Annotated in this window: 17 protein-coding genes; 7 read left to right on the top strand and 10 right to left on the bottom strand. The window is 44.7% G+C overall.

The features are described 5' to 3' along the window. Positions 1-84: 84 nt before the first annotated feature. Together A8806_RS00960 and A8806_RS00955 are read left to right on the top strand one after the other, a co-directional pair. Complete coding sequence (locus A8806_RS00960; RefSeq protein WP_109729289.1) at positions 85-264, top strand: hypothetical protein; 180 nt, start codon at positions 85-87, stop codon at positions 262-264. A 95-nt stretch (positions 265-359) separates the two neighbouring features. Next, positions 360-1,091 carry a J domain-containing protein gene (locus A8806_RS00955; RefSeq protein ID WP_330405212.1) on the top strand — a complete coding sequence of 244 codons (732 nt, stop codon included), beginning with the start codon at positions 360-362 and terminating at the stop codon, positions 1,089-1,091. Between the two features lie 61 nt (positions 1,092-1,152). Here A8806_RS00955 and A8806_RS00950 read toward each other — a convergent pair whose 3' ends face one another. Then, complete coding sequence (locus A8806_RS00950) at positions 1,153-3,582, bottom strand: cation-translocating P-type ATPase (RefSeq protein WP_109729287.1); 2,430 nt, start codon at positions 3,580-3,582, stop codon at positions 1,153-1,155. 238 nt (positions 3,583-3,820) lie between these two features. On the opposite strand from A8806_RS00950, the gene A8806_RS00945 reads away from it, so the two are divergent. The 3 genes from A8806_RS00945 to A8806_RS00935 all read left to right on the top strand — a co-directional run bounded on the left by A8806_RS00945 (position 3,821) and on the right by A8806_RS00935 (position 7,621). Further along, the gene (locus tag A8806_RS00945) at positions 3,821-5,182 is read left to right on the top strand and encodes a Mur ligase family protein (RefSeq protein ID WP_109729286.1); all 1,362 of its coding nucleotides are present in this window, start codon (positions 3,821-3,823) and stop codon (positions 5,180-5,182) included. Continuing rightward, the gene (locus tag A8806_RS00940; protein ID WP_109729285.1) at positions 5,179-5,937 is read left to right on the top strand and encodes a type 1 glutamine amidotransferase; all 759 of its coding nucleotides are present in this window, start codon (positions 5,179-5,181) and stop codon (positions 5,935-5,937) included. The genes A8806_RS00945 and A8806_RS00940 overlap by 4 nt, the downstream gene beginning before the upstream one ends. Before the next feature lie 259 nt (positions 5,938-6,196). Beyond that, on the top strand, positions 6,197-7,621 hold the full coding sequence (locus tag A8806_RS00935) for an APC family permease (RefSeq protein WP_109729284.1): 1,425 nt from the start codon (positions 6,197-6,199) through the stop codon (positions 7,619-7,621). 125 nt (positions 7,622-7,746) lie between these two features. Here A8806_RS00935 and A8806_RS00930 read toward each other — a convergent pair whose 3' ends face one another. From A8806_RS00930 to A8806_RS00915, 4 genes are all read right to left on the bottom strand, one after another. Then, the gene (locus A8806_RS00930) at positions 7,747-10,359 is read right to left on the bottom strand and encodes a cation-translocating P-type ATPase (protein ID WP_109729823.1); all 2,613 of its coding nucleotides are present in this window, start codon (positions 10,357-10,359) and stop codon (positions 7,747-7,749) included. A 262-nt stretch (positions 10,360-10,621) separates the two neighbouring features. After that, entirely contained in the window at positions 10,622-11,491 is an 870-nt protein-coding gene (gene sdaAA / locus A8806_RS00925; protein WP_109729283.1) for an L-serine ammonia-lyase, iron-sulfur-dependent, subunit alpha, read from the bottom strand. A gap of 1 nt (position 11,492) precedes the next feature. After that, positions 11,493-12,158: an L-serine ammonia-lyase, iron-sulfur-dependent subunit beta gene (sdaAB, locus tag A8806_RS00920; protein WP_109729282.1), complete on the bottom strand. Its 666-nt coding sequence runs from the start codon at positions 12,156-12,158 to the stop codon at positions 11,493-11,495. A gap of 150 nt (positions 12,159-12,308) precedes the next feature. Then, positions 12,309-12,998, bottom strand: a complete 690-nt coding sequence (locus tag A8806_RS00915) for a DUF4097 family beta strand repeat-containing protein (protein ID WP_109729281.1) — start codon at positions 12,996-12,998, stop codon at positions 12,309-12,311. Between the two features lie 167 nt (positions 12,999-13,165). Between A8806_RS00915 and A8806_RS00910 the strand changes: the two genes are divergently transcribed. Continuing rightward, on the top strand, positions 13,166-13,879 hold the full coding sequence (locus A8806_RS00910) for a LytR/AlgR family response regulator transcription factor (protein WP_109729280.1): 714 nt from the start codon (positions 13,166-13,168) through the stop codon (positions 13,877-13,879). Next, a complete protein-coding gene (locus tag A8806_RS00905; RefSeq protein WP_181368531.1) occupies positions 13,873-15,147 on the top strand; it encodes a sensor histidine kinase in 1,275 nt (424 codons plus the stop codon). Before A8806_RS00910 ends, A8806_RS00905 begins: the two co-directional genes overlap by 7 nt. A 439-nt stretch (positions 15,148-15,586) precedes the next feature. Here A8806_RS00905 and gdhA read toward each other — a convergent pair whose 3' ends face one another. From gdhA to A8806_RS00880, 5 genes are all read right to left on the bottom strand, one after another. After that, positions 15,587-16,921 carry an NADP-specific glutamate dehydrogenase gene (gene gdhA, locus A8806_RS00900; protein WP_109729278.1) on the bottom strand — a complete coding sequence of 445 codons (1,335 nt, stop codon included), beginning with the start codon at positions 16,919-16,921 and terminating at the stop codon, positions 15,587-15,589. Between the two features lie 517 nt (positions 16,922-17,438). Further along, positions 17,439-18,023, bottom strand: a complete 585-nt coding sequence (locus tag A8806_RS00895) for a putative ABC transporter permease (RefSeq protein WP_109729277.1) — start codon at positions 18,021-18,023, stop codon at positions 17,439-17,441. Positions 18,024-18,222: 199 nt separating this feature from the next. Beyond that, the gene (rpsU, locus tag A8806_RS00890; protein WP_004054229.1) at positions 18,223-18,399 is read right to left on the bottom strand and encodes a 30S ribosomal protein S21; all 177 of its coding nucleotides are present in this window, start codon (positions 18,397-18,399) and stop codon (positions 18,223-18,225) included. Between the two features lie 125 nt (positions 18,400-18,524). Then, positions 18,525-21,164, bottom strand: coding sequence for an alanine--tRNA ligase (gene alaS / locus A8806_RS00885; RefSeq protein WP_109729276.1), 2,640 nt, complete (start codon positions 21,162-21,164; stop codon positions 18,525-18,527). Between the two features lie 111 nt (positions 21,165-21,275). Next, positions 21,276-22,790 (bottom strand): 4Fe-4S dicluster domain-containing protein, encoded by a 1,515-nt coding sequence (locus A8806_RS00880; protein WP_109729275.1) that lies wholly within the window; start codon positions 22,788-22,790, stop codon positions 21,276-21,278. Between the last annotated feature and the right edge of the window lie 110 nt (positions 22,791-22,900).

Here is a 22,900-nt window from a genome sequence, read left to right as displayed (position 1 = left end):
ATTATATCATTTTATCTTCCGGAAAAACAGTATGATGTTAAAAATCCAACACATACTAATATAAAAATGAAAGGAGATTTCAAAATGATAAATAATGAAGAACTTCCGATTGGTTTCACGATGGCCCTTGCACAACATTCAGATGCACTGAATCATTTTTCCCATCTTTCCAAATCAGAACAGGAAAAAGTCATTGACGGCGCAAAAGAAAAACACAGCAGGGAAGCAATGCGTGACTACGTGGAAAACATGTTCCAGGGATAGGAACAAAGGACTTCCGCCTGTGCAGGCAGTGCGGGAGTTTTTTTCTTGATTTTTCCTGATTCATATCGTAATATAATACGTGGGAAGTATAAATAATGGAAATTTATAAGGAGGACGCTATGGGAACCCGTACATATTATGACATTCTCGGTGTATCCAGAGAAGCAACTCTTGACGAGATTACGAGCGCTAAGAATGCTCTGGCTAAGGTATATCATCCGGATGCTAATATACATTCTAATATAGATACCACTGCTTATATGCAGGAAATTCTTGAGGCTTACCGGATTCTTTCAAACCCGGACAAGCGTAAAAAGTATAATCTAAAGCTTTCAGGCGGCAGAGAACGTGTTTTTAGGACTTATACAGTGGGGCCCGAGCCCGGGGAGGAGAAATCCACTTCATTTGTCACCTATTGGAATGCAGCCTGTAGACTGAATGAGATCGTATCAAAAAGCAGCAGTCTGATGGAACAGAATTCTAAACGGGAAGGACTTCCCCTTAAGATCTTTAAGAGGCTGGGGAGGCCGGACAAGATGGATGAAGATGTAACCGGGCAGTTGAACGCCCTCTCGCTTAAAGCGATCCAGTACATAACAACACTAAAAATGGCTGATATCCCTATGGCATACTGGCATCCGGATGCGATGAACTGGATTCTGGTACGCTGGGGGCAGAAACAGAATATGGACTACCGAACACTTTTTGCAAAGTATGACGCGCACATCGAGCATACGATGAGCAGTGCGGAAAAGATGAAGCTCCGCTCCCAGAGCAGGCAGTTTCACAACAGCTTAAAAAAACTGCTGAATTATGCCATTCAGTAGATAAATCTGATGAAAAAAGGATGAAATCTTGTATGAAAAGATTTCATCCTTTTTTGACCTGTTATTCTTCCACCTCGTGGTTTCTCAGACGGATATAATATATCCTGAGTTTTCCGACCAACGCCGTCAGATAACGAAGCACAGGTTCAGTCGCGATTGAGAATACGACAAACAGCATAATACATTTCGTTGACATTCCTGTAATGGCAAAGAGCTGGTGCAGGAAGATACTGCAGAAAAGAAGCCCTATGATACTTCCGCCAACCACTGCTGTGCGGAGCACATTCATCGGGGCGCTGATCTTATACAGGATCATAAATCCTACAATCGCCAGCAGCATGGTTGCAGCCGTTGATATATCTGCCGCCTGAACGCCAAATGTCTGACCAAATACAACCAGTGCGCCTACCGCCAGAACATCTGTCAGTGCCGCAGGGAGTGCCTTAAGGAATACATTCGTCAGGAAGTGCCCCTTGATGATATTCTTGTTCGGCTCCAGTGCCAGGAAGAACGCCGGAATACCGATAGTAAACATACTAATCAGTGAAACCTGTGACGGCTCCAGAGGATAGGTTGTCACAAAGAAGACTGAGAACAGGGAAAGCAGGAAGGAAAAAATATTCTTCACGAGGAACAGGCTTGCAGAACGCTGGATATTATTAACAACTCTCCTGCCTTCGAGCACAACCTGAGGCATGCATGAAAAATCTGATTCAAGCAGTACAAGCTGCGATGCCTGTGCAGCCGCCTCACTTCCTGATGCCATTGCAATACTGCAGTCCGCGTCTTTCAGTGCCAGTACATCATTGACACCATCCCCTGTCATGGCAACCGTTCTGCCTTCCTCCTTCAGAACCTGGACAAACTGACGCTTCTGGTTCGGGGTCACCCGGCCAAATACAGTATGTTCAAGTACCGCACTGCGCAGTTCCTCTTCGGATTTAAGTGTGGATGCATCTATATAATTCTCTGCATTCGCTATCCCGGCCTTTTTCGCAACTTCTGAAACTGTAACAGGGTTATCTCCTGATATGACTTTCACTTCCACGCCCTGTTCTTTGAAATAAGTAAAGGTTTCCTTCGCTTCCTTTCTGACCGGATTCGCAAGAAGAATATATCCGAGCGGTGTCACGGCATTTTCCAGCGCTTTACCATCGATCTCGCCATCATATGTTCCGAATACAAGTACACGGGCACCTTTCGAAGCATATTCCGTAATTTCTTCCTCATATTCTTCATACTGGTCACGGAGTACAAACTCCGGTGCCCCCATCACGTAGACTACATCCTCAAAGGTAACGCTGCTATATTTTGTCGCAGATGAGAAGCCGGTCTTACTCACGTACTTCTTCCCCGTCGTGGTCTGGAAATATTCCTTCACCGCCGCCATTGTAATGTTATCCTGGTCCATTGCCGCGGCGAAATCACCGATCAGCATGCTCAGAGGTTCCATCTTCTCACTGTCATAGCCGTCTGCCCTGACCACTTCCTGCACCTTCATCGTATTTTCCGTGATCGTCCCCGTCTTATCTACACAGAGCACATCCACACGGGCCAGTGTCTCAATACACTTCATATCATGCAGCAGTACCTTCTTCTGGGCAAGACGCACGGAACTCACCGCAAGCGCCACACTCGCCAGCAGATACAGGCCTTCCGGGATCATGCCGATTACCGCTGCGACCATAGAAGTAATGCTGGACTGAAAACCTTCCTGCTGGAAGAAAAATGCCTGAACAAAAAGCACGATCCCGATCGGGATAATCGCGATACCCACACATTTGACAAGCTTGTCCAGAGAACGGATCATCTCTGACTGTTCTCCCTCCTGCATCTCCTTCGCTTCTATGGTAAGCTTGGAAATATAAGAATCCATCCCTACTTTTTCCAGCCTTGCATGGCATTTTCCGGAAACAATAAAGCTGCCGGACATCAGTGAATCGCCTTTACGTTTGGTAATCTCATCGGCCTCTCCTGTCAGGAGTGACTCATTCACCTGCACTTCCCCTGCGCATACTTCTGCATCGGCACAGACCTGATTACCGGCCTTAAAGATAACGATATCATCCAAAACCAGTTCTTCCGCATCAATTACTGATTTTTTCCCGTCTCTGATAACCGCCGCATGCGGGGCATTCAGCATCGTCAGATTATCCAGAACCTTCTTGGCACGTACCTCCTGTATGATACCAATCAATGTATTCAGAATAATAACAGGCAAAAATGTCAGGTTCCTAAAAGACCCCGCAATGCATAAAAGCAGCGCCAGAATCGAAAATATTAAGTTAAAGTATGTGAATACATTATCGTGAATGATCTCCTTCGTGGACTTAGCCGGCGGATCCACCGCCTTATTGGTCCACCCGTGCAGCCTGTGTTCCTGCACCTGCTGGCTCGTAAGCCCTGCCTTATAATCCGGCTGGTACCTTGTGGTCGGAAGCCTCTTATCTTTCTTCTCCTCGACCACCTGTTGTCTTCTTTTTCTCTGCATATAATTTCATCCACCTCATTTTCAGCTGCTTGTCTTATGCAGTTGTTATATCTTACCAGAATCTTCTTCCGGTTTCTTTATTTTAACACACTGCTGTTTAATTTCCAGAGGCTTCATCAAATCTTTATAAATTCTTTTATAATTCGATATTTTTATGCCCGGTATCCTTGTTTTCTTACGCTTTTTCCATTATAATGATACGAGTATTTTAGAAAAGGATAAGTGTAGAATTAAAATTATGAGATTAAGAACTGTACTTGCAATTAAATGTGCCAAATGCACAAGCTATCTGATTAAAAAACTGAATAGGGGAAGCGGTGTGACTCTGCCGGGATATGTTGCCCGCATCATCGACCCGAAGATCCTCTCTGCCATGTCGGAGATGGTCCGGGAAAAGACAATTGTTACAATGGGGACAAACGGCAAGACTACGACTAATGCAATCCTGTACCACGCACTGAAGGCAGAAGGCAAAAAGGTTATCATTAACCGGACCGGCGCCAACATGCTCAACGGCATCATTTCTGCATTTGTTCTGTCGACAGACAAGCACTGCCGTCTGGATGCAGATTATGCATGTATTGAGGTGGACGAGATCGCGTCCGTAGGCGTACTGCCCCAGTTGAAGCCGGACTGCGCCCTGCTCACCAACATTTCCAGAGACCAGCTTGACCGTTTCGGGGAAGTCGACATCACATTCAATAAATTAAAGACAGCGGTCACAAGTGTCCCTGAGACTACCCTTGTCATCAATTGTGATGACGTCCTTTCCTATACGCTGGCGGCTGAAAGCAAGAATCGTTTTGTGACTTACGGTATCAGCGAGGAAATTTTTGACGATATTTCCCGTTCCGAAATCCGGGAAAGCATCTTTTGCCGGTCATGTGGCCAAAAACTGGAATATGAGTTTTTCCACTACGGGCAGCTCGGGATTTACCACTGTCCGAACTGCGGACTGAAGCGCCCTGAGCCGGATTTTACAGCCACCGGGATTGAACTTCACGACGAATTGTATACCTTTATGATGGATGGGATGCTGATCCATTCAACGGCCCGCACGCCATATAATATTTACAATACATTATCCGCTTACGCAGCCCTGAACGCCCTGCAGGCTCAGCGGACTCATTTTCAGGAAATGATCGAGTCCTTCGATTATGGCAATAACAGGGAAAGCATTTTCACAATCAACGGAGCCCGGGTACAGCTCCACCTCGCCAAGAACCCGATCGGGTTCCAGCAGAAGATTTCGCTGGTGCTAAAGGATAAAAAGCCGAAGGATATCATCATCCAGATCAATGACACCTACCAGGACGGCGAGGACATTTCCTGGCTCTGGGATGTGGACTTCCAGTATCTTGCAGATGCCCAGGCTGAATCAATTACAACCAATGGCACACGCCGGCACGACATGGGGCTGCGTCTGAAATACGAAGATATCCCCTGTGAGTCCACGACAGATATGCGTTCCACAATCATCGGACTTACCAAAAATGGCACAAAAAACCTGTACGTGATCGTAAATTATTCCGGTCTGTACAGAACCAACCACCTTTTGGCGGGTCTGGAAAAAGAAACACAAGGAGGGACACAGGCATGAAATTAACAATTGGACATTTATATCCCGACCTTCTCAACTTATATGGTGACCGTGGGAATATCCAGTGTTTCCGCAAGCGTCTCGAGTGGCGCGGCATGGAAGCGGAAGTCATTCCGTTTCTTTCCGGGGATTCCATTGACTTTTCAAAGCTGGATATCGTTCTGCTTGGAGGTGGTTCTGATCGTGAGCAGGAACTTGTCTGTGGACATTTAAAGAACATACAGCAGGATTTCAAGGAATATGTAGAAAATGACGGTGTTGTGCTTGCCGTCTGCGGAGGTTACCAGCTTCTAGGAAAGTATTATAAAACCGACAAAAAGCTGATCGAAGGGCTTTCCATCCTGAATATCACTACGGAATGGGAACCGGAACGGCTGATTCGTAACATCGTATTGAACAGCCCGCTTTTTGATACACCGGTCGTTGGATTTGAGAATCACGGCGGACGTACCATGATTGGGGACCACACGCCATTTGGAAAGGTATTTTATGGTCTGGGCAATACCGGTAAGTCCGGTTACGAAGGAGTTGTATATAAGAATGTGATCGGCACATACCTGCACGGCCCACTCCTCCCAAAGAACCCACACGTATGTGATTACCTGCTTGAGCGGGCACTGAAAAAGAAATACGGGGATGATATAGCACTTGCCCCCCTGCCTGATGAACTGGAACATCAGGCAAACAGCTACATCGTGGACAGATACAGTGATAAAAAATACATCCTCAAAGAAACAATCAAGAGACACACCTAAAGAGGGCACACAGGAGCATAGGAAGAATATGTTTCTGTGTGTCCTTGTCTGTCTTTCGCCTCATTTTATCCATTTTAGCCTGATTCTGGCTGCACAATTGAGCGATTTTAACATTTGGACTGAAATTAATACTAGAGTCTAAGAGTGATTTTGTGTATAATAGAACAATATTGTTGTATAAGTTGGATTTATACCCCGATCAGTCCCACTTATACAGCAATATATCTGGGGGATAAAAAATATTGATTGGAGTGATTAAATGAGTAGTCCCAAAACTCAAAAGAGTAAGTTTGACCGGGTCCTTGGCAAAAAAGATGTATTTTCCATAGCTTTCGGCGCAATGATTGGCTGGAGCTGGGTGGTCATGGCAGGACAGTGGATCATGAAAGCCGGTACGGCAGGCGCCATGCTCGCTTTCGTAATGGGTGGTATTATGATCATGTTCGTAGGCCTGACCTACGCGGAGCTGACTTCAGCAATGCCCCAGTGCGGCGGTGAACAGATCTTCAGTCTCCGCGCACTTGGCCCCAACTGGTCCTTTCTCTGTACCTGGGCAATTATCCTTGGTTATGTAGGCGTTGTTGCATTTGAAGCGTGTGCACTTCCTACCGTGCTGGAATATATAGCCCCGGGAATCATGAAAGGCTACATGTATTCAGTCGAAGGTTTCGAGATCTATGGCACCTGGGTAGCCATAGGTGTCGTAAGTTCCATCATCATTACGATTGTGAACTATATCGGGGTAAAACCGGCGGCTTTCATGCAGGGTGTATTTACATTTGTTATCGTAGGAATCGGTATTGTCCTGATGTTCGGCTCTGCCCTTAAAGGAGATATCACACACACGAAGCCTTTGTTTGACAACGGATTTGGCGGCCTGCTCTCCGTAGCAGTCATGACGCCGTTCATGTTTGTGGGTTTTGATGTAATCCCGCAGGCAGCGGAAGAAATCGCCATCCCGTTCAGGCAAATCGGCAAGGTAATCCTGATTTCCATCGCTTCTGCAGTCGCATGGTATGCATTAATCATCCTTGCAGTATCTTTGATGATGTCAAAAGGTGAAATGCAGAACAGCGTACTTGTAACTGCAGATGCCATGAAAAAAGCTTACGGCGGTTACAATATCATGGCAAATATTCTGATTATCGGGGGAATGGCCGGAATCCTTTCCAGCTGGAATTCATTCTTTATGGGTGGCAGCCGCGCCATATATGCCCTGGCCGAAGCAAAATGCCTGCCGGACTTTCTGACTAAGATCCATCCAAAATACAAAACGCCTTCCAATGCAGTCCTTCTAATCGGAACAATCTCCTGCATCGCCCCATTCTTTGGACGTGCCATGATGGAATGGCTGACCAACGCCGGAGGGGTAGGTGCCGTAACCGCTTATCTGATGGTATCTGTTTCTTTCCTTGTACTCAGGAGAAAGGAACCCCGCCTGAGCCGTCCTTATAAGGTCAGGACACCCCGTTTTGTAGGATTCATGGCAATTGCATTAAGCGGACTGATGCTGGTCCTCTATATGCCGGGAATGCCGTCAGGACTCAACGTCCCTGAATGGATTATCATCGGGATATGGGCCCTGCTTGGTATTGTATTCTATGCTTACGCCAAACGTAAATTCCCGGAATTCGGCCGTGTACTGAACATAGACCTGAAAGAAGTACAAACCGGCGATGATTAAGCACACGGCGTCTGAGGGCATATATTCATTTATCAGCTATCATACAGCCGCATAAAAAAAGACGTATGGATTCCTGCCCGGCAGGCAGTCCATACGTCTTTTTTATTTCGATGTAGGTTCTGATCTTATTTTCTTTTTCTATATGCCTGTTTTACAGCCTTTATGAGCTGTATAACCGGCAGGTTTACTACTGCCAGACCATACACAGTAAATAACTGTCCGATCGAAAGAGACTGTACTTTAAAGATACTGTGAAGCCCCGGAACCATCATCACACCGGTAATAAGCACCAGCCCGAGGACAAATGCCCCGATGAGGTAAATATTGTTGAAAAACCTCTTCTGAAACAGGACCGGATAATCCGATTTACAGTTAAACCCATGCACAAGCCTTGCCGTACACAGCGTTCCGAAAGCCATCGTGCTGGCCAGCAGGGCGTTCTGCCGGTATCCGATCATAAAAGCAATCATTGTTGTAATACCGATCGAAAGCCCCTCTGTACCGATCTTCAACAGAAAATCTTTCGTCAGGATGGATTCATTCATCGGACGCGGCTTCTCTTCCATCACATCCTCCGAATGAGGTTCCAGTCCCAGTGCAATCGCTGGCAGGCTGTCAGTCAAAAGATTGATAAACAGCAGGTGTACTGGTGCAAACGGAACCGGGAGTCCTGCGATTGATGCATACAGTACTGCCAGAATCGCACCAAAGTTACCAGATAGAAGAAACTGAATCGAATTTTTAATATTACGGTATACATTCCTTCCGTTTTCAACAGCCTTTACAATCGTTGCAAAATTATCGTCTGTCAGAACCATAGATGCGGCATCCTTTGACACTTCGCTTCCGGTAATTCCCATAGCAACACCGATATCGGCCTGCTTCAGGGCCGGAGCATCATTTACGCCGTCACCGGTCATGGATACGATATTCCCTTTTTCCTGCCATGCACGTACAATTCTGATCTTATGTTCCGGCGATACACGGGCATAGACTGAGATTCCTTCCACGAAATCTTTCAGTTGTTCATCTGACATATGGTCAATCTCGGCACCTTCACATGCCTCGGAGTCCTGTTCCAGTATGCCGATTCTCTTCGCTATTGCCGCAGCAGTGACCTTGTGGTCGCCGGTAATCATAATCGGCCGGATTCCTGCCTTCTTACATTCGGCAACTGCTGCTTTTGACTCCTCACGCGGCGGGTCCATCATGGAAATTAATCCTACGAATACCAAATCTGTTTCATCCTCAAGGGTCAGGTCACACCTGTCACCCGTCTCCTTATATGCAAATCCAAGCACGCGCAGGCCGCCCTTCGAAAACTCCTGATTCTGTGCTTCTATAATCCGGCGGTCTTCCTCTGTAAAGTCACGCACCTGATCGTGAATCTGAATAGACTTCATTCTGTTGAGAAGTACATCTACCGCCCCTTTTACGATCATAACATGGTTTCCGTCGATCGTGTGCAGGGTGGACATTAATTTCCTGTCACTGTCGAAGGGATTCTCGCTCTCCCTCGGGTATTTTTCTCTGGCATCCTGTGCAAATACGCCAAGTCTGCTTCCCAGATTAATCAATGCAGTTTCTGTAGGGTCACCAATTTCAACCCCATCCACATTTGTAGAATCATTACACAGCACACTGCATAAAAGCAGCATACTCTGTGCCGGACGCTTGATGTCGATCTGATCAACCGGTACTCTTGTCTCATTCACATAGTAATCTTCTACAGTCATCTTGTTCTGTGTCAGAGTCCCTGTCTTATCTGAACAGATAATGGACACACTTCCTAAACCTTCCACTGCCTGAAGCTTCCTGATAATTGCATGTTCTTTCGCCATCTTCTGTGTACCAAATGATAAGACGATCGTCACGATGGAACTCAGTGCCTCCGGTATCGCCGCTACAGCCAGTGCAACTGCAAAAAGGAAGGCATCGCCGATATTACCGCCGCGCAGTACATTGACGCCAAACAAAATAGCACAGAACACAAGGATAATAATAGATAATTTCTGTCCAAACTGGTCAAGGTTAATCTGGAGCGGTGTACGCTTTTCCGAGGTACTCTTCAGAAGGCTTGCAATCTTTCCTACCTCTGTCTCCATCCCAATCCCTGTTACAAGGAAAGAGCCTCTGCCGTAGGTAACAAAGCTGCCTGAATACACCATGTTAATCCGGTCCCCAAGTGGTACCTCGCCACAGATCGTCTCTGTATTTTTTTCAACACCCAGGCTCTCTCCGGTCAGTGCACTCTCATCTACCTTCAGGCTCGCGCTCTCCAGCAGGCGTCCGTCGGCAGGGATATAGTCTCCGGCATCGAGCATGACGATGTCCCCCACTGTCACTTTCGCCGATGGAATCGGTATAATATTTCCGCCACGCAGTACTTTTGCCTCCGGGCCGGACAGTTTTTTCAGGCTGGAAAGAGACTGCTCAGCCTTTACTGTCTGTACAGTTCCCAGAATCGCATTGATAGTGATCACAATCAGAATAACCGCTGCACTCTCTGCATCACCAAGGAAACCTGAAACGACAGCGGCCACAATCAGGATAATCACGAGAAAATCCTTGAACTGCTCAAGGAAAATCTGTATGGTCGTCTTCTTTTTACCCTCGACCAGTTCATTCGGGCCGTACTTTTCCTGATGTTTTTTCACTTCCTCCATTGTCAGCGGCTCGAGAGTCCCATTCACCCTCTGCTTGCTCTCTTCACCGGAAATCTGATAAAATTCCTTCATGTATAATCCTCCATTTCTTTTGCGCAATTCTGATTCTCCCGGCAGAAACATTATCTGCATAAAAAAAGAGACTCTTATTGCACTTTATGTAATGCAATAAAAGTCTCACCAATTTAATCACGATACGGATGGACGGCCATCGTACTGACGACATCGCGAACGCTGTATAAAAGCGCTAGTTACTCCCTTTTATTAAGCTTAACTATAATACACGTGGAAATTTATGTCAAGGGGAAATCCTTTATTTATCCTTTATTAGTCTTTATTTACCAAGGCGTTCCGAGATTTCCTTTGCTTTTGGCGTATTTGCAACACCGCCCTCGCCTGTCTCGCGCAGGGAAACATGCATGGATTCACCGACTTCTCTCATGGCGTCAATCACCTGGTCCGGCGGGATCCTGCTTGTAATTCCGGCCAGCGCCATATCTGCCGAGGATAAGGCATTCACGGCCCCGATCACGTTTCTCTTCACACAGGGAACCTCAACCAGTCCGGCCACTGGATCACATACAAGGCCGAGCAGGTTCTTCAGTGCCATCGCTGCAGCGTGTACAATCGCCTCGTTATCCCCGCCTTTTAAATAAACGAGTGCACCGGCAGCCATTGAAGACGCCGTACCGATCTCTGCCTGACAGCCTCCTGCCGCCCCTGCAATAAACGCACGAGAAGCAATCACCTGTCCGATACCGGCCGTCACATAAAGTGCTTCGATAATCTTATCTGCATTTATGTGTCCCTCCCTGTATAACGGCACCAGCACTGCCGGAATCACACCGCATGCCCCGGCCGTCGGTGCCGCAACGATACGTTTCATGCATGCATTAGACTCACCCATCTGGAGTGCCTGTACAATTACCCTTGAGACAAAATCCCCGCAGAGGGTGTCGCCCTTCTTCCTGTATTCTTCCATTTTCCCGCCCATGCCGCCTACCAGGCCACTGCCGGAAGATAACTTTTCGTCATAGTTATCACTGGCCCGCAGCATAGCGTCCCACATACCACGCATAGCCGAAAGGGATTCTTCCTCAGTAACCGTCCTCTCATTCATATCATCCAACAGCACGGCACGCCAGAACGGAAGCTTCTGTTCCCTGCAAAACTCATTGATTTCCTCCAAAGACTGATAAGCCATCTTAAGCGCCCTCCCCATCTATATACGTTACCCTCTGAATGCCCTCCTGCGTCTCCAGCCATCTTACTGCGTCCTCTGGCACCCTCTGGTCGATCTCAATCACCATAACGGCATGTCCGCCCTTCTTACCCCTGTACAACTGAAGTGTCGCAATATTGATTGACGCCTCCGCCAGCATAGATGTCACGGCAGCCACATACCCGGGCTGGTCCTGATTATAAATAATCAATGTCGGGCTCTCTCCTGTACAGTTTACCATGATTCCGTCCAGTTTATTCACCATAATTCGTCCGCCGCCCAGAGACGATGCCTGTACTTCCAAAGTCTTCCCATCTTCTCCCGTCACGTTCAGAAGCGCCGTATTCGGATGGGCCCCGACAATCTGTGTATTCTGAATGGTAAATTCCAGTCCTTCTTCACGGGCCGCCGAAAAACTGTCCGGTATCCGCATATCATCCGGCTTCATCCCCAGAAGCCCTGCGACAATCGCCCTGTCCGTCCCATGTCCTTTTCCCGTGGCCGCAAAAGACCCGTGCAGCCCGATAGAAGCCTTTACAGGCCTGCTCCCCAGCAGAGTCCTGGTAATATACCCGATCCGCACAGCACCAGCGGTATGCGAACTCGACGGCCCAACCATGACCGGCCCTAAAATATCAAAAATATTCATACAAAAACCTCCAAAAATACCTGTATTCTCTCTCACGATTCAGTATACCAGACTTCCCGGAAATTAACCACTGTGAAATTCCATCCAGACTCAAACCAGACTCAAAACGAAACTTAAAGCTGAAATCGAAAGGCTTTGAAGGACAGTACATTATTCATTTTTACTATTGAATAAAATATCAATAAGCCCATCCTTCGTAATAATGTCTATGCTTTTATTGCTGCCAGTTTTTATGTTTGTACGATTGTCTATATTCTTAGATTTCGTTTTAACGGTATATTCTGATTCTGTTCCACATAATGTTCCTTTTACTTCTCCATCCTTTGTTTTACACGATAAACTTTGTGTGACAGTCGTATCGTAAAAAAACACGTCCCCATCATTTGTATTTATAATCAGGTTTTTTAAAGTTATATCTTCAATTACTATACTTCCATCCATTGTCTGAATGGACAAATTACCATTATAATCATTAGGCAGAAACAATGTCAGCTTTACCTTCTTATACGAATCAGAAGAATATTGGTCACCAAAAATAAAAATCCCCTGATTCCTTTTTGACTCTTTTTCGACTGCCAGTACTCCTTTGCTTTCTTTGATTTTATATTTCTCATTCCCATCATCTGCGGAATAATAAGAAAGATATAGCTTTCCATTGTCAGAATTACAAATTTCAACAGGAACATCCTCATCCTGTAAAACAATATCCTTAACTTTTGAAGAGGTAATATATGTTTCTTCTTTATAATCCGGAATTGTACCTCTTAAAAGAACCCCCTCGCAGCCGCTTAACAGAACAGCGAAACCTAAACTCAATAGTAAAATTGCGTTTCTTTTCATAGTTATGTCTCCGTTTCTTATTAATACACCACTTTTGGATGCTTACATTATACAGAAACAACCGGTTAAGAACTTCCTCTTTGTAGTAATCAATAAGATTTTTGAAGTGTTTAAATTGGATTTCATAATTTTAATGATGTATAATAGAAAACGGAAGAGGTGACAGCATGGTCAAAATTGCAATATGTGATGATGAAATAAAAATAGCACATGAAATAGAATCTGCCATTCGACAGATGCCATTCAATGATATTGAAACAGAAGTCTTTTTGTCCGGCAGTGAATTAATTGAACATTACACATCCGCTGACAGATTCCATATTGTCCTGTTAGATATTGAAATGCCCTCTGCCAATGGAATTGAAACAGCTATGAGAATAAGAAAACTAGATTCCAATTTTATATTAGTTTTTGTTACCGCGTACAGGGAATACGTATATCAGGTCTTTGAGTCTCTTCCTTTTCGATTCTTAGAGAAGCCATTATCTTATGAAAAATTATTTGCTGTAATCAAAGATGCCCTTTATTATATAGAGGACACGAAAAGCTATTTCTTTTTTAAAAAAAGTGCCACTGTTCATCAATTATCTACAAAAGAGATTTTATATTTTGAAGCCGCAAACAGAAAAGTTAAAATATATACAGCAAACAGCGAAGAAGTCTATTATGGCAGGTTCAAAAATGTAATAGGGCAGTTAAACCCAAATTATTTTTTGCAAATCCATACTTCTTATATAGTTAATATGGAGTATATATCATCTTTTAGTGACAAAGCTGTAATTTTAACAAATCATATTTTGCTTCCTGTCAGCCTGAAGTATAAAGAAAATGCTCATTTAGGGCATCTTAAGTTCATAGAAAGGAGATGCGGGGAATGGTAGTATTTTTGCTGTTTTGTTATGACCTCTTATTATACTGCATCGATTTTCTTATCCTGGCAAAATTTATGGATGCTCAGTACGGAGAGCCACGATGTACACATACACAGAGAAATATCTTGCTGATCTTAATTGCCGGGGTATCTGCTGCATTATTATGGAACAGCCCGTTTGGCGGAACTTATCCATTTTTCAGTGTTATTTTTAGTTTTGCGTTTTTAATTTTTTACGAAGGAAACCAACAAAACAAACTATTATTTTCAGCAATCCAACTTGTAATATCCGGTTATTTGGTTATGCTTACCATTGCCTTATTGAGAAGTTTTGATGTAAATCTCAAATATATAAATATTAATTATTATATTTCTCTGGGTAGTATGCATCTTATTTTCTGGCTGCTCATTTTGCTGCTATGGAAATTAAGCCCACGAAATCCCACTATACTGCCAAACAGATTTTTAAGTGTCGTATTGGCAATACCTGTTTCCAGTCTGCTTGTACTTTTCTTTTTCTTAATTCGGATAAACAATAATGCTGATATATTGTTTTCCCTTGAAGTTCCGCTTCTTTGTGTTTTTATTTTTATAAACATTACGACTGCATTTATTTACTCTAAATTTTGTAATTTATTAAGCCAAAATAATGAAATCCTTTTATTGAAACAGCAATTAAATCTATCTGCACAGCATTTTCAGAATTTAACCGATTCTCAAGAAAAGCTGAAAGGGGTCCGGCATGATATGAAGAACCACCTACAGGCATTATTACTGATGTCAAAACAAACCCCTTTGCAGACAAGCGACATGCAGGTGTATATTAAAAAGCTCCTGTCAAATGTTAACGATACCTCACAAATCATTTCAACCGGAAATCTTGGAGTAGATTCAATTCTATCATTAAAAATTACACAAATAAAGGAAAAGCAAATCCCAATAAGCAGCAAAATCATACTGCCTAAAGGGATTCATATGTCTTTTGATGAAAGCATTATAGTGTTAGGTAATATTTTAGATAATGCATTAGAAGCCTGTGAAAAACTACCACCCGAAAACAGATGGATTCGTCTAGAAATTAATTATGTACAACAGGCTCTTTTCATTCGTATATCTAACCCACTTCCAACATGGAATCAAAAGATTCCCGTAGATGAATCCGGACATGGTTTTGGACTAAAAAATGTCCATACTGTTGTTCGAAACCATAATGGCACTATGAATATCAACCGTGATAATGAAGTATTTTCCATAAAAATTGTAATGTACAATATATGAATAAAAACAGAAACACAGAGAGCAAATTTTTGCCCTGAGAGTGAACTAGGATCGCTTTTTGCAAAACAGCCATAGCAGTGCCCTCCTCGAATTAATACGCTGCCCCGGCTGAGAACTTACTGGATGGGAATCTTTTCATCTGACTGGATGAACCAGCTTACCTGAGAAGGGGGATGGCCTCACACGGATGCGTCTTTTCGGGATTACTGCTCCTTGATTAAAATAAAAGCCAACACATGAACGTTCCGAAGGACTTCCAGTCCTGAGGATCAGCCGACTTAGCAAGAATGCATCAGTCATTCTTGCGTTTGTCGGCGGTGTTCATTGTGTTGACTTTTATTTTAATTTAGGAGCAGTTTTCCCGAAAAACCGTATCCGTGTGAGGCCATCCCCCTTCTCAGGTAAGCGTCCCTTTATCTATTACTGCAAAGATTCCGTTCTAAACTACCCCCTGTGCCATCATTGCATCTACTACTTTTTCAAATCCGGCAATGTTAGCCCCTACAACGTAGTTTCCTTTCACGTCATATCTCTCTGCAGCATCAGCCATGTTATGACAGATGTCTACCATGATTCTCTGGAGTCTGCTGTCTACTTCTTCAAATGACCAGCTCAGTCTTTCGCTGTTCTGTGACATCTCCAGTGCAGAGGTTGCAACTCCGCCTGCATTTGCAGCTTTTCCTGGAGCAAATAGAACTCCGTTTGCCTGCAGATATTCAGTTGCCTCTAATGTCGTCGGCATGTTTGCGCCTTCTGCTACTGCTAAACATCCGTTAGCTACCAGTGCTTTCGCATCATCAAGCAGCAGTTCGTTCTGTGTCGCACACGGGAGGGCAATATCGACTTTTACAGACCATAAGCCTCTTCCCTCATGATATTCTGAATTCGGGCGGTACATCTTGTATTCTGTCAGCCTTGCACGTCTTACTTCTTTGATTTCCTTTAATGTCTCTACATCGATTCCGTCCGGATCGTATACCCAGCCGTTGGAATCACTGACTGTTACCACCTTTGCACCTAACTGCTGTGCTTTCTGTGTCGCATAGATTGCCACATTTCCTGATCCGGAAACAGCTACCGTCTTGCCTGCAAGCTCGATTCCATTCAGTTTCAGCATTTCCTGTGTCAGGTAAAGAAGGCCATATCCTGTCGCTTCTGTACGTGCCAGGGAACCGCCGTAGCTTAATCCTTTTCCTGTCAGCACGCCTTCGGAAAGGCCGCGAATCCTCTTATACTGTCCATACATATAGCCAATCTCTCTTGCACCTGTTCCGATATCTCCGGCCGGTACGTCGGTATCCGCTCCAATGTATTTACATAATTCTGTCATAAAGCTCTGGCAGAATGCCATCACTTCCCTGTCTGATTTTCCCTTAGGATCGAAGTCGGAACCACCTTTTCCTCCGCCGATCGGAAGTCCTGTCAGAGAATTCTTGAAAATCTGCTCAAATCCTAAAAACTTTATAATCCCAAGGTTTACGGATGGATGAAGACGAAGTCCGCCTTTGTAAGGCCCGATCGCACTGTTAAACTGAACACGGTATCCTGTGTTAACCTGTACCTGGCCGTTGTCATCAACCCACGGCACACGGAACTTTAACTGTCTCTCTGGCTCTACAAGTCTTTCAAGAAGGGCATCCCTGCGGAATTTCTCCTCATTTGCCTCAACTACCACTCTTAAGGATTCCAGTACTTCCTTAACTGCCTGATGGAATTCAGGCTCTGCCGGGTTCTTCTTTACTACCAATTCGATTACTTCATCAACATATGACATCTTTCTTTACCTCCTGGAAAATAAAATCGGAAGGACAATGCCTACCGTAATTTGACTACATTGTCTACTCGTTATATTTTATATACTCAATGCAGTTTTGTCAATCAGGAATTTCATATTTTTTACAGCTTTATCACTTTATTCCAATAAACGCACTAATTATATTATGGAATGCCGTCAAATCCAACACATTGCTTTATCTGGACTTTTTCACTGAAATATGCTTAAAAAAAGACAGATCAATATCCTGATAAACGAAATTTCTTTTATGATATAAAAAATCCATTTTGCAGGAAATGTCTTTCAATTATTCATTTTCACTTTTTAGACTATTGAAAAAAATAAATCTGTACCGTACTTTTCCATTCCTGACCGGCCTGTCATCCGGGTCAGCGTGGTCTCTTCCCGGAGTTTTTATGACACCGCTCCTCCCGTATCACAAAAAGGCGCCATGAACCCTCGTTCATGACGCCTTTGCCATTACAGTTATATAGTATAAACCAGTTTATTCCTGCAGTCAAGAATTATTTTCCAGTTTATTCTCGCTTTCCATTGCTCTGTCTATTTCCTGTTTTTCCCTTTTTTCGCGGACAACTGTCCACATAAAATCCATTAGGTAAAGTATAATTAGCAGTGTTCCTGCAATGCGGCCAATACGGAACGGTATTGCATTTACTATCCGTACAACAAAACCGTGAAGGACTCCAAACAGCAGAACTGTATACAATCCCCATGCGAGTGTACTTTCCAGACAAAGAATGCCTTTATAATTGAAAGGCTTGTCCGTATAATCCCACCAGATCTCGCCAAATATCCTCTCCATAATCCTTGCTGTAATCCATTCTATCATTGTTGCCAGAACAGCTCCCAGTAAAAACAAAAGAAACTTGTTATGGCTATATGGACTCAGGAGCAGATACACAGTCAGGGCACCCACACCGTATATCGGGCAGATCGGCCCTCTTGAAAAGCCACGGTTCGTCAGCTTCCTGTTACAGATTGACATATAGACAGATTCTACAACCCATCCCAGGATGCTGTATGCAAGGAACCAAAGCACTATATGATACATGTCATATCCCAAAATCATCTTGTCCCACATTTTCATCACTCCATTTTATCGTTCTATATCATCCAGCTCTCTTACACGCATTATCATAGCACAGCTTTTTCTACATTGCTACGGACTTTGGAAAGTCTTAAGTAAATCTTAAAAAAATTGGGGAAAGTTCCCTGATACTCCCTATAGGGTATGAACATAAAAATAGAGTGTTTTTCAACACTCTATTTGTCTGCACATATTAATTATACTTACGTTTTCTAGCAGCTTCAGATTTCTTTTTACGTCTTACGCTTGGTTTTTCGTAATGTTCTCTTTTACGAATCTCCTGCTGAATACCAGCTTTGGCACAGTTTCTTTTGAATCTGCGTAAAGCGCTATCTAACGTCTCGTTTTCTTTAACGATTACATTTGACATAGTCTCACACCTAACCTCCCCTCCAGCCTTGTATTGTGCATCATACGACTGTTCGGGTATATTTATTGCACTACAAAAGATTATATCATATTTTCGCTAAACGTCAACTGTTTCCGGGAAAAAAACTAAGAAAGTTGTCCTTCAAGCGTCTCTTTTGCCTTTACAAGTGCATCTTTTATACCAGCCGGGTTCTTTCCGCCTGCCTGAGCCATGTTTGGGCGTCCGCCGCCGCCACCGCCTACCAGGCCGGCAATTGCTTTTACAAGATTTCCCGCATGTGCACCCTGCTTCATGGCGCCTTCTGTCGCCGTAACCATCAGGCTTACTTTGCCGTCATTGCCGGAAGCAAGGACCACGACACCTTCGCCAATCTTTTCTTTTAACTGGTCTCCCAGATCGCGCAGTCCGTTCATGTCTACACCGTCCACCTCTGTAGCAAGGAGCTTTATGCCTTTTACGTCCTGTACCTGATCCATCACATCGCCCATCGCATCCTGGGCCAGTTTACTCTTTAAGCTCTCCACTTCTGAATGCAGGGCCTTGTTTTCATTCATCATATGTGTAATCTTCTCTGTCAGGTTCTCTGGTGACGCTTTCAGAACCTTAGATGCCTCATTCAGCTTCTTTTCGAGCGCATCATAATACTTCAGAAGGCCCGCCGATGTGAGTGCCTCAATACGGCGCACACCTGCTGCTACCCCTGTCTCAGATATGATCTTAAGCGCCATGATCTCGCTTGTATTCTTTACATGGGTGCCTCCGCAGAATTCAATTGAAAAACCACCCATGTTGACAACACGCACGATATCACCATATTTTTCACCGAACAGCGCCTGAGCACCGGTCTTTCTCGCTTCTTCGATCGGCATGTTCTTTATCTCGACAGGAAGTGCTTTTGTGATATTCTCGTTCACGATTGCTTCTACTTTTTTTAGTTCCTCTTCTGTTAATGCTGAAAAATGAGTAAAGTCAAAGCGCAGACGGTCTTCATTCACACTGGAACCTGCCTGTTCAACATGCGTTCCGAGTACGGTTCTCAATGCCTTTTGAAGCAGATGTGTCGCACTGTGGTTACGTGCAGACAGAGCTCTCTTTTCAGCGTCCACGGTAAGTTCAGCCTTATCCCCGGTCTTGATCATTCCCTTTACAACATGGCCTACATGGCCGATTTTGCCCCCTAGGAGCTTAATGGTATCTTCTACCTTGAATTCCCCTTCTGCGGTACGGATGGTCCCTTTATCAGCCTCCTGACCGCCGCTGGTTGCATAGAACGGTGTCTCCTTTACAATGACAGTCCCGTTTTCGCCGTCGGAAAGAGCTTCTGTAATTTCTGTTTCTGTCGTCAGTACAATAATCTCAGACTCACAGCTTAATGTATCATAACCGACAAACGTACTTGTTATACCCGGGTCAATGGATTCATAAACAGTAACATCGGCTCCCATGTAGTTTGTCACGCCGCGGGCCGCCCTTGCGGTTTTACGCTGCACTTCCATTGCTGCATGGAATCCCTCTTCATCCACATCCATTCCTTTTTCTTCCAGTATCTCTTTCGTCAGGTCGATCGGGAAACCGTAAGTATCATAAAGTTTAAATGCGTCCTCACCGGATAAAGTCTTTGTTTTCTTTGCTTCCATATCAGCAATCATATCGGAAAGGATTCCGAGCCCCTGATCAATGGTCTTATTGAACTGCTCTTCTTCCTTTGCAATGACATTCAGGATAAAGTCTTTCTTTTCTTCCAGTTCCGGATATCCATCCTTCGATTCAGCAATAACAGTCAGGACGAGTTCCGGCAGGAAATTTCCTTCTATATTCAGCAGTCTTCCATGACGACATGCCCTTCTTAAAAGACGGCGCAGTACATAGCCGCGGCCTTCATTGGACGGCATAATACCGTCTGAGATCATAAAAGTCACGGAACGGACATGGTCTGTAATTACACGGATTGAAACGTCCCTCTGCTCGTCTTTGCCGTACTCTGCCCCTGCAAGGCGGCAGACATGGTCTCTGAGTGCCTTAATCGTATCCACATCAAAAATGGAGTCAACATCCTGAACGACAGATGCCAGCCTCTCGAGTCCCATACCGGTATCAATATTCTTTTGTTCCAGTTCTTCATAATGACCTTTTCCGTCATTGTCAAACTGTGTAAATACGTTATTCCAAATTTCCATATAACGGTCGCATTCGCAGCCGACTGTACAGTCCGGGCTGCCACATCCGTACTTTTCGCCTCTGTCATAATAAATTTCAGAGCAGGGACCGCACGGGCCTGAGCCATGCTCCCAGAAATTATCTTCTTTACCAAACTTAAAGATCCTTTCTGCCGGTATCCCCATCTTTTTATTCCAGATATCAAACGCCTCATCATCCTCCAGATATACGGAAGGATACAGCCTGTCCGGATCAAGTCCGACAACCTCTGTCAGGAATTCCCATGACCATTTGATTGCATCTTCTTTAAAATAATCTCCAAAAGAGAAGTTTCCGAGCATCTCAAAAAATGTACCGTGGCGTGCAGTCTTACCGACATTCTCGATATCACCTGTACGGATACACTTCTGGCAGGTTGTCACTCTTTTTCTCGGCGGAATCTCCTGTCCCGTAAAATAAGGCTTTAAAGGCGCCATTCCTGAATTGATGAGCAGAAGGCTCTTATCATTGTGCGGCACTAAAGAGAAGCTCTTCATCGCCAGATGCCCTTTGCTTTCAAAAAACTCTAAAAACATCTTTCTTAGTTGGTTCACTCCATATGGTTGCATAACCTTTATCCTCCCGGTTTCTTGCATTATACATTCAACAGAAACAGAGTGGATATATATCCACTCTGTGTGTCTAACCTATCATATCATAGCTGTAATGGTTTTTCAATATTATTTCAGTTCGATTTCAGCCAGTTCACTCGGCGGAATGTTGTTGGTTGAGTTCTTGACGTAATTTGCGAGAGCCTTCTTCGCCTTCGCTACCGGGATGTTCGTTCCCGCACCCGCAATGCATCCTCCCGGGCAGCCCATACCCTCGATCAGACAGCCGTTCATTCTGCCTGCTTTTGCAAGGGTCAGGATCTTCTTACATTCGGCAAGCCCCTCTGCGTGCTCAATGTTGACATCCACACCCGGATAATATTCATTGACACACTTTTCAATTGCTTCCGCAACACCTCCGGCGCATGCATAACCACGTCCGGCCCCCGTTGCATCATGGAAGGAAGACTCTGCGGAATATTTGGTCAGGTCAATCTCCTTCGCATCAAACATTGCCTGCAGTTCTTCGTAAGTCACAACAAAATCAACATCACTGCGCACGGTCCTTCTGGAAGCTTCCAGTTTCTTGGCTGCACATGGTCCAATGAAAACGACTCTTGCATTCGGATGCTCTTGTTTTATCGTTCTTGCCGTTGCAACCATAGGTGTCAGTTCCTGTGAAATCTGGTCGATCAGGTCCGGGAAGAACTTTTTCGCCATCATCGCCCAGGACGGACAACAGGATGTCAATAGGAACGGAAGCTCGCCGGACACCACCTTTTCCACATAATGGTGGGCCTCTGAAATTGCACCGATATCTGCACCCAGAGCCACCTCATAGACCTCTGAGAAGCCGAGTTCCTGCAGGGCAGCCTTGATGTTTCTCGGTGTGATATTGTCTCCGAACTGTCCTACAAATGCTGGTGCGATCTCGGCTACAATCTCTCCGCCTTCCTGAAGGGCACGTGTCAGCTGGAAGATCTGTGACTTGTCAGAAATCGCCCCAAACGGACAACTGACCATGCACATACCGCAGGATACACACTTATCCGTATCAATGTAGGCCCTTCCATACTTATCAGACACAATCGCACCGACTCCGCAGGCATTCTTACACGGTCTTTCTTTTTTCGCAATGGCGTCATACGGACAGACAGATTTACACTTCCCACACTTAATACACTTTTCCTGATCGATGAATGACTTCCCATTCACCATAGAAATCGCGCCCTTTGGACAGACCTCCTGGCATGGATGTGCCAGACATCCTTTACACATATTACTCACTTCATACTTATTCTCTTCACAGCGCTCACATGCAGATGGTATTACCTGCATAAGCGGCGGCTCATAATATTTTTCAGATATATTACTGGCTTCCACTCCGGCAGTCAGGTGCACCGGTTTATTCTCCGGGCGCAGGGACAGCCCCATCGCAAGCCTTAACCGCTCTCTTACAATCGCGCGCGCGCGGTATGTACTCTCGCGGTACTTCTCTTCTGTATCATCATTCACAATTTCATAAGGTATTGCTTCCATATCCGTCAGCAGTGTATCTGCGTCCGCTTTAAATCCCAGTTTTGCAACCTCTGTAAATACACGTCTCCTAATCGCCCTGACCGGTGTCTGCAGTCCTCTCATCATAGGTTCTCATCCTCCTGAATTCATAAAAAACAGCACATAATGCGCCATATCTTCTCTTTGCACTATCACTATACCCTTATGTTAAAAAATAGTCAATACAGTTCCTTGTA

Source organism: Faecalicatena orotica, assembly GCF_003149245.1.
Lineage (GTDB): Bacteria > Bacillota > Clostridia > Lachnospirales > Lachnospiraceae > Faecalicatena_A > Faecalicatena_A orotica.
The sequence above is the reverse complement of the archived record's forward strand: the minus strand, read 5'-3'. Positions and strand labels throughout refer to the sequence as shown.

Bases quoted from the DNA above. Each gene is read 5' to 3' on its own strand.
- A8806_RS00960 (WP_109729289.1), top strand. From the start codon at position 85: ATGATAAATAATGAAGAACTTCCGATTGGTTTCACGATGGCCCTTGCA.
- A8806_RS00955 (WP_330405212.1), top strand. From the start codon at position 360: ATGGAAATTTATAAGGAGGACGCTATGGGAACCCGTACATATTATGAC.
- A8806_RS00950 (WP_109729287.1), bottom strand. From the start codon at position 3,582: ATGCAGAGAAAAAGAAGACAACAGGTGGTCGAGGAGAAGAAAGATAAG.
- A8806_RS00945 (WP_109729286.1), top strand. From the start codon at position 3,821: ATGAGATTAAGAACTGTACTTGCAATTAAATGTGCCAAATGCACAAGC.
- A8806_RS00940 (WP_109729285.1), top strand. From the start codon at position 5,179: ATGAAATTAACAATTGGACATTTATATCCCGACCTTCTCAACTTATAT.
- A8806_RS00935 (WP_109729284.1), top strand. From the start codon at position 6,197: ATGAGTAGTCCCAAAACTCAAAAGAGTAAGTTTGACCGGGTCCTTGGC.
- A8806_RS00930 (WP_109729823.1), bottom strand. From the start codon at position 10,359: ATGAAGGAATTTTATCAGATTTCCGGTGAAGAGAGCAAGCAGAGGGTG.
- sdaAA (WP_109729283.1), bottom strand. From the start codon at position 11,491: ATGGCTTATCAGTCTTTGGAGGAAATCAATGAGTTTTGCAGGGAACAG.
- sdaAB (WP_109729282.1), bottom strand. From the start codon at position 12,158: ATGAATATTTTTGATATTTTAGGGCCGGTCATGGTTGGGCCGTCGAGT.
- A8806_RS00915 (WP_109729281.1), bottom strand. From the start codon at position 12,998: ATGAAAAGAAACGCAATTTTACTATTGAGTTTAGGTTTCGCTGTTCTG.
- A8806_RS00910 (WP_109729280.1), top strand. From the start codon at position 13,166: ATGGTCAAAATTGCAATATGTGATGATGAAATAAAAATAGCACATGAA.
- A8806_RS00905 (WP_181368531.1), top strand. From the start codon at position 13,873: ATGGTAGTATTTTTGCTGTTTTGTTATGACCTCTTATTATACTGCATC.
- gdhA (WP_109729278.1), bottom strand. From the start codon at position 16,921: ATGTCATATGTTGATGAAGTAATCGAATTGGTAGTAAAGAAGAACCCG.
- A8806_RS00895 (WP_109729277.1), bottom strand. From the start codon at position 18,023: ATGTGGGACAAGATGATTTTGGGATATGACATGTATCATATAGTGCTT.
- rpsU (WP_004054229.1), bottom strand. From the start codon at position 18,399: ATGTCAAATGTAATCGTTAAAGAAAACGAGACGTTAGATAGCGCTTTA.
- alaS (WP_109729276.1), bottom strand. From the start codon at position 21,164: ATGCAACCATATGGAGTGAACCAACTAAGAAAGATGTTTTTAGAGTTT.
- A8806_RS00880 (WP_109729275.1), bottom strand. From the start codon at position 22,790: ATGATGAGAGGACTGCAGACACCGGTCAGGGCGATTAGGAGACGTGTA.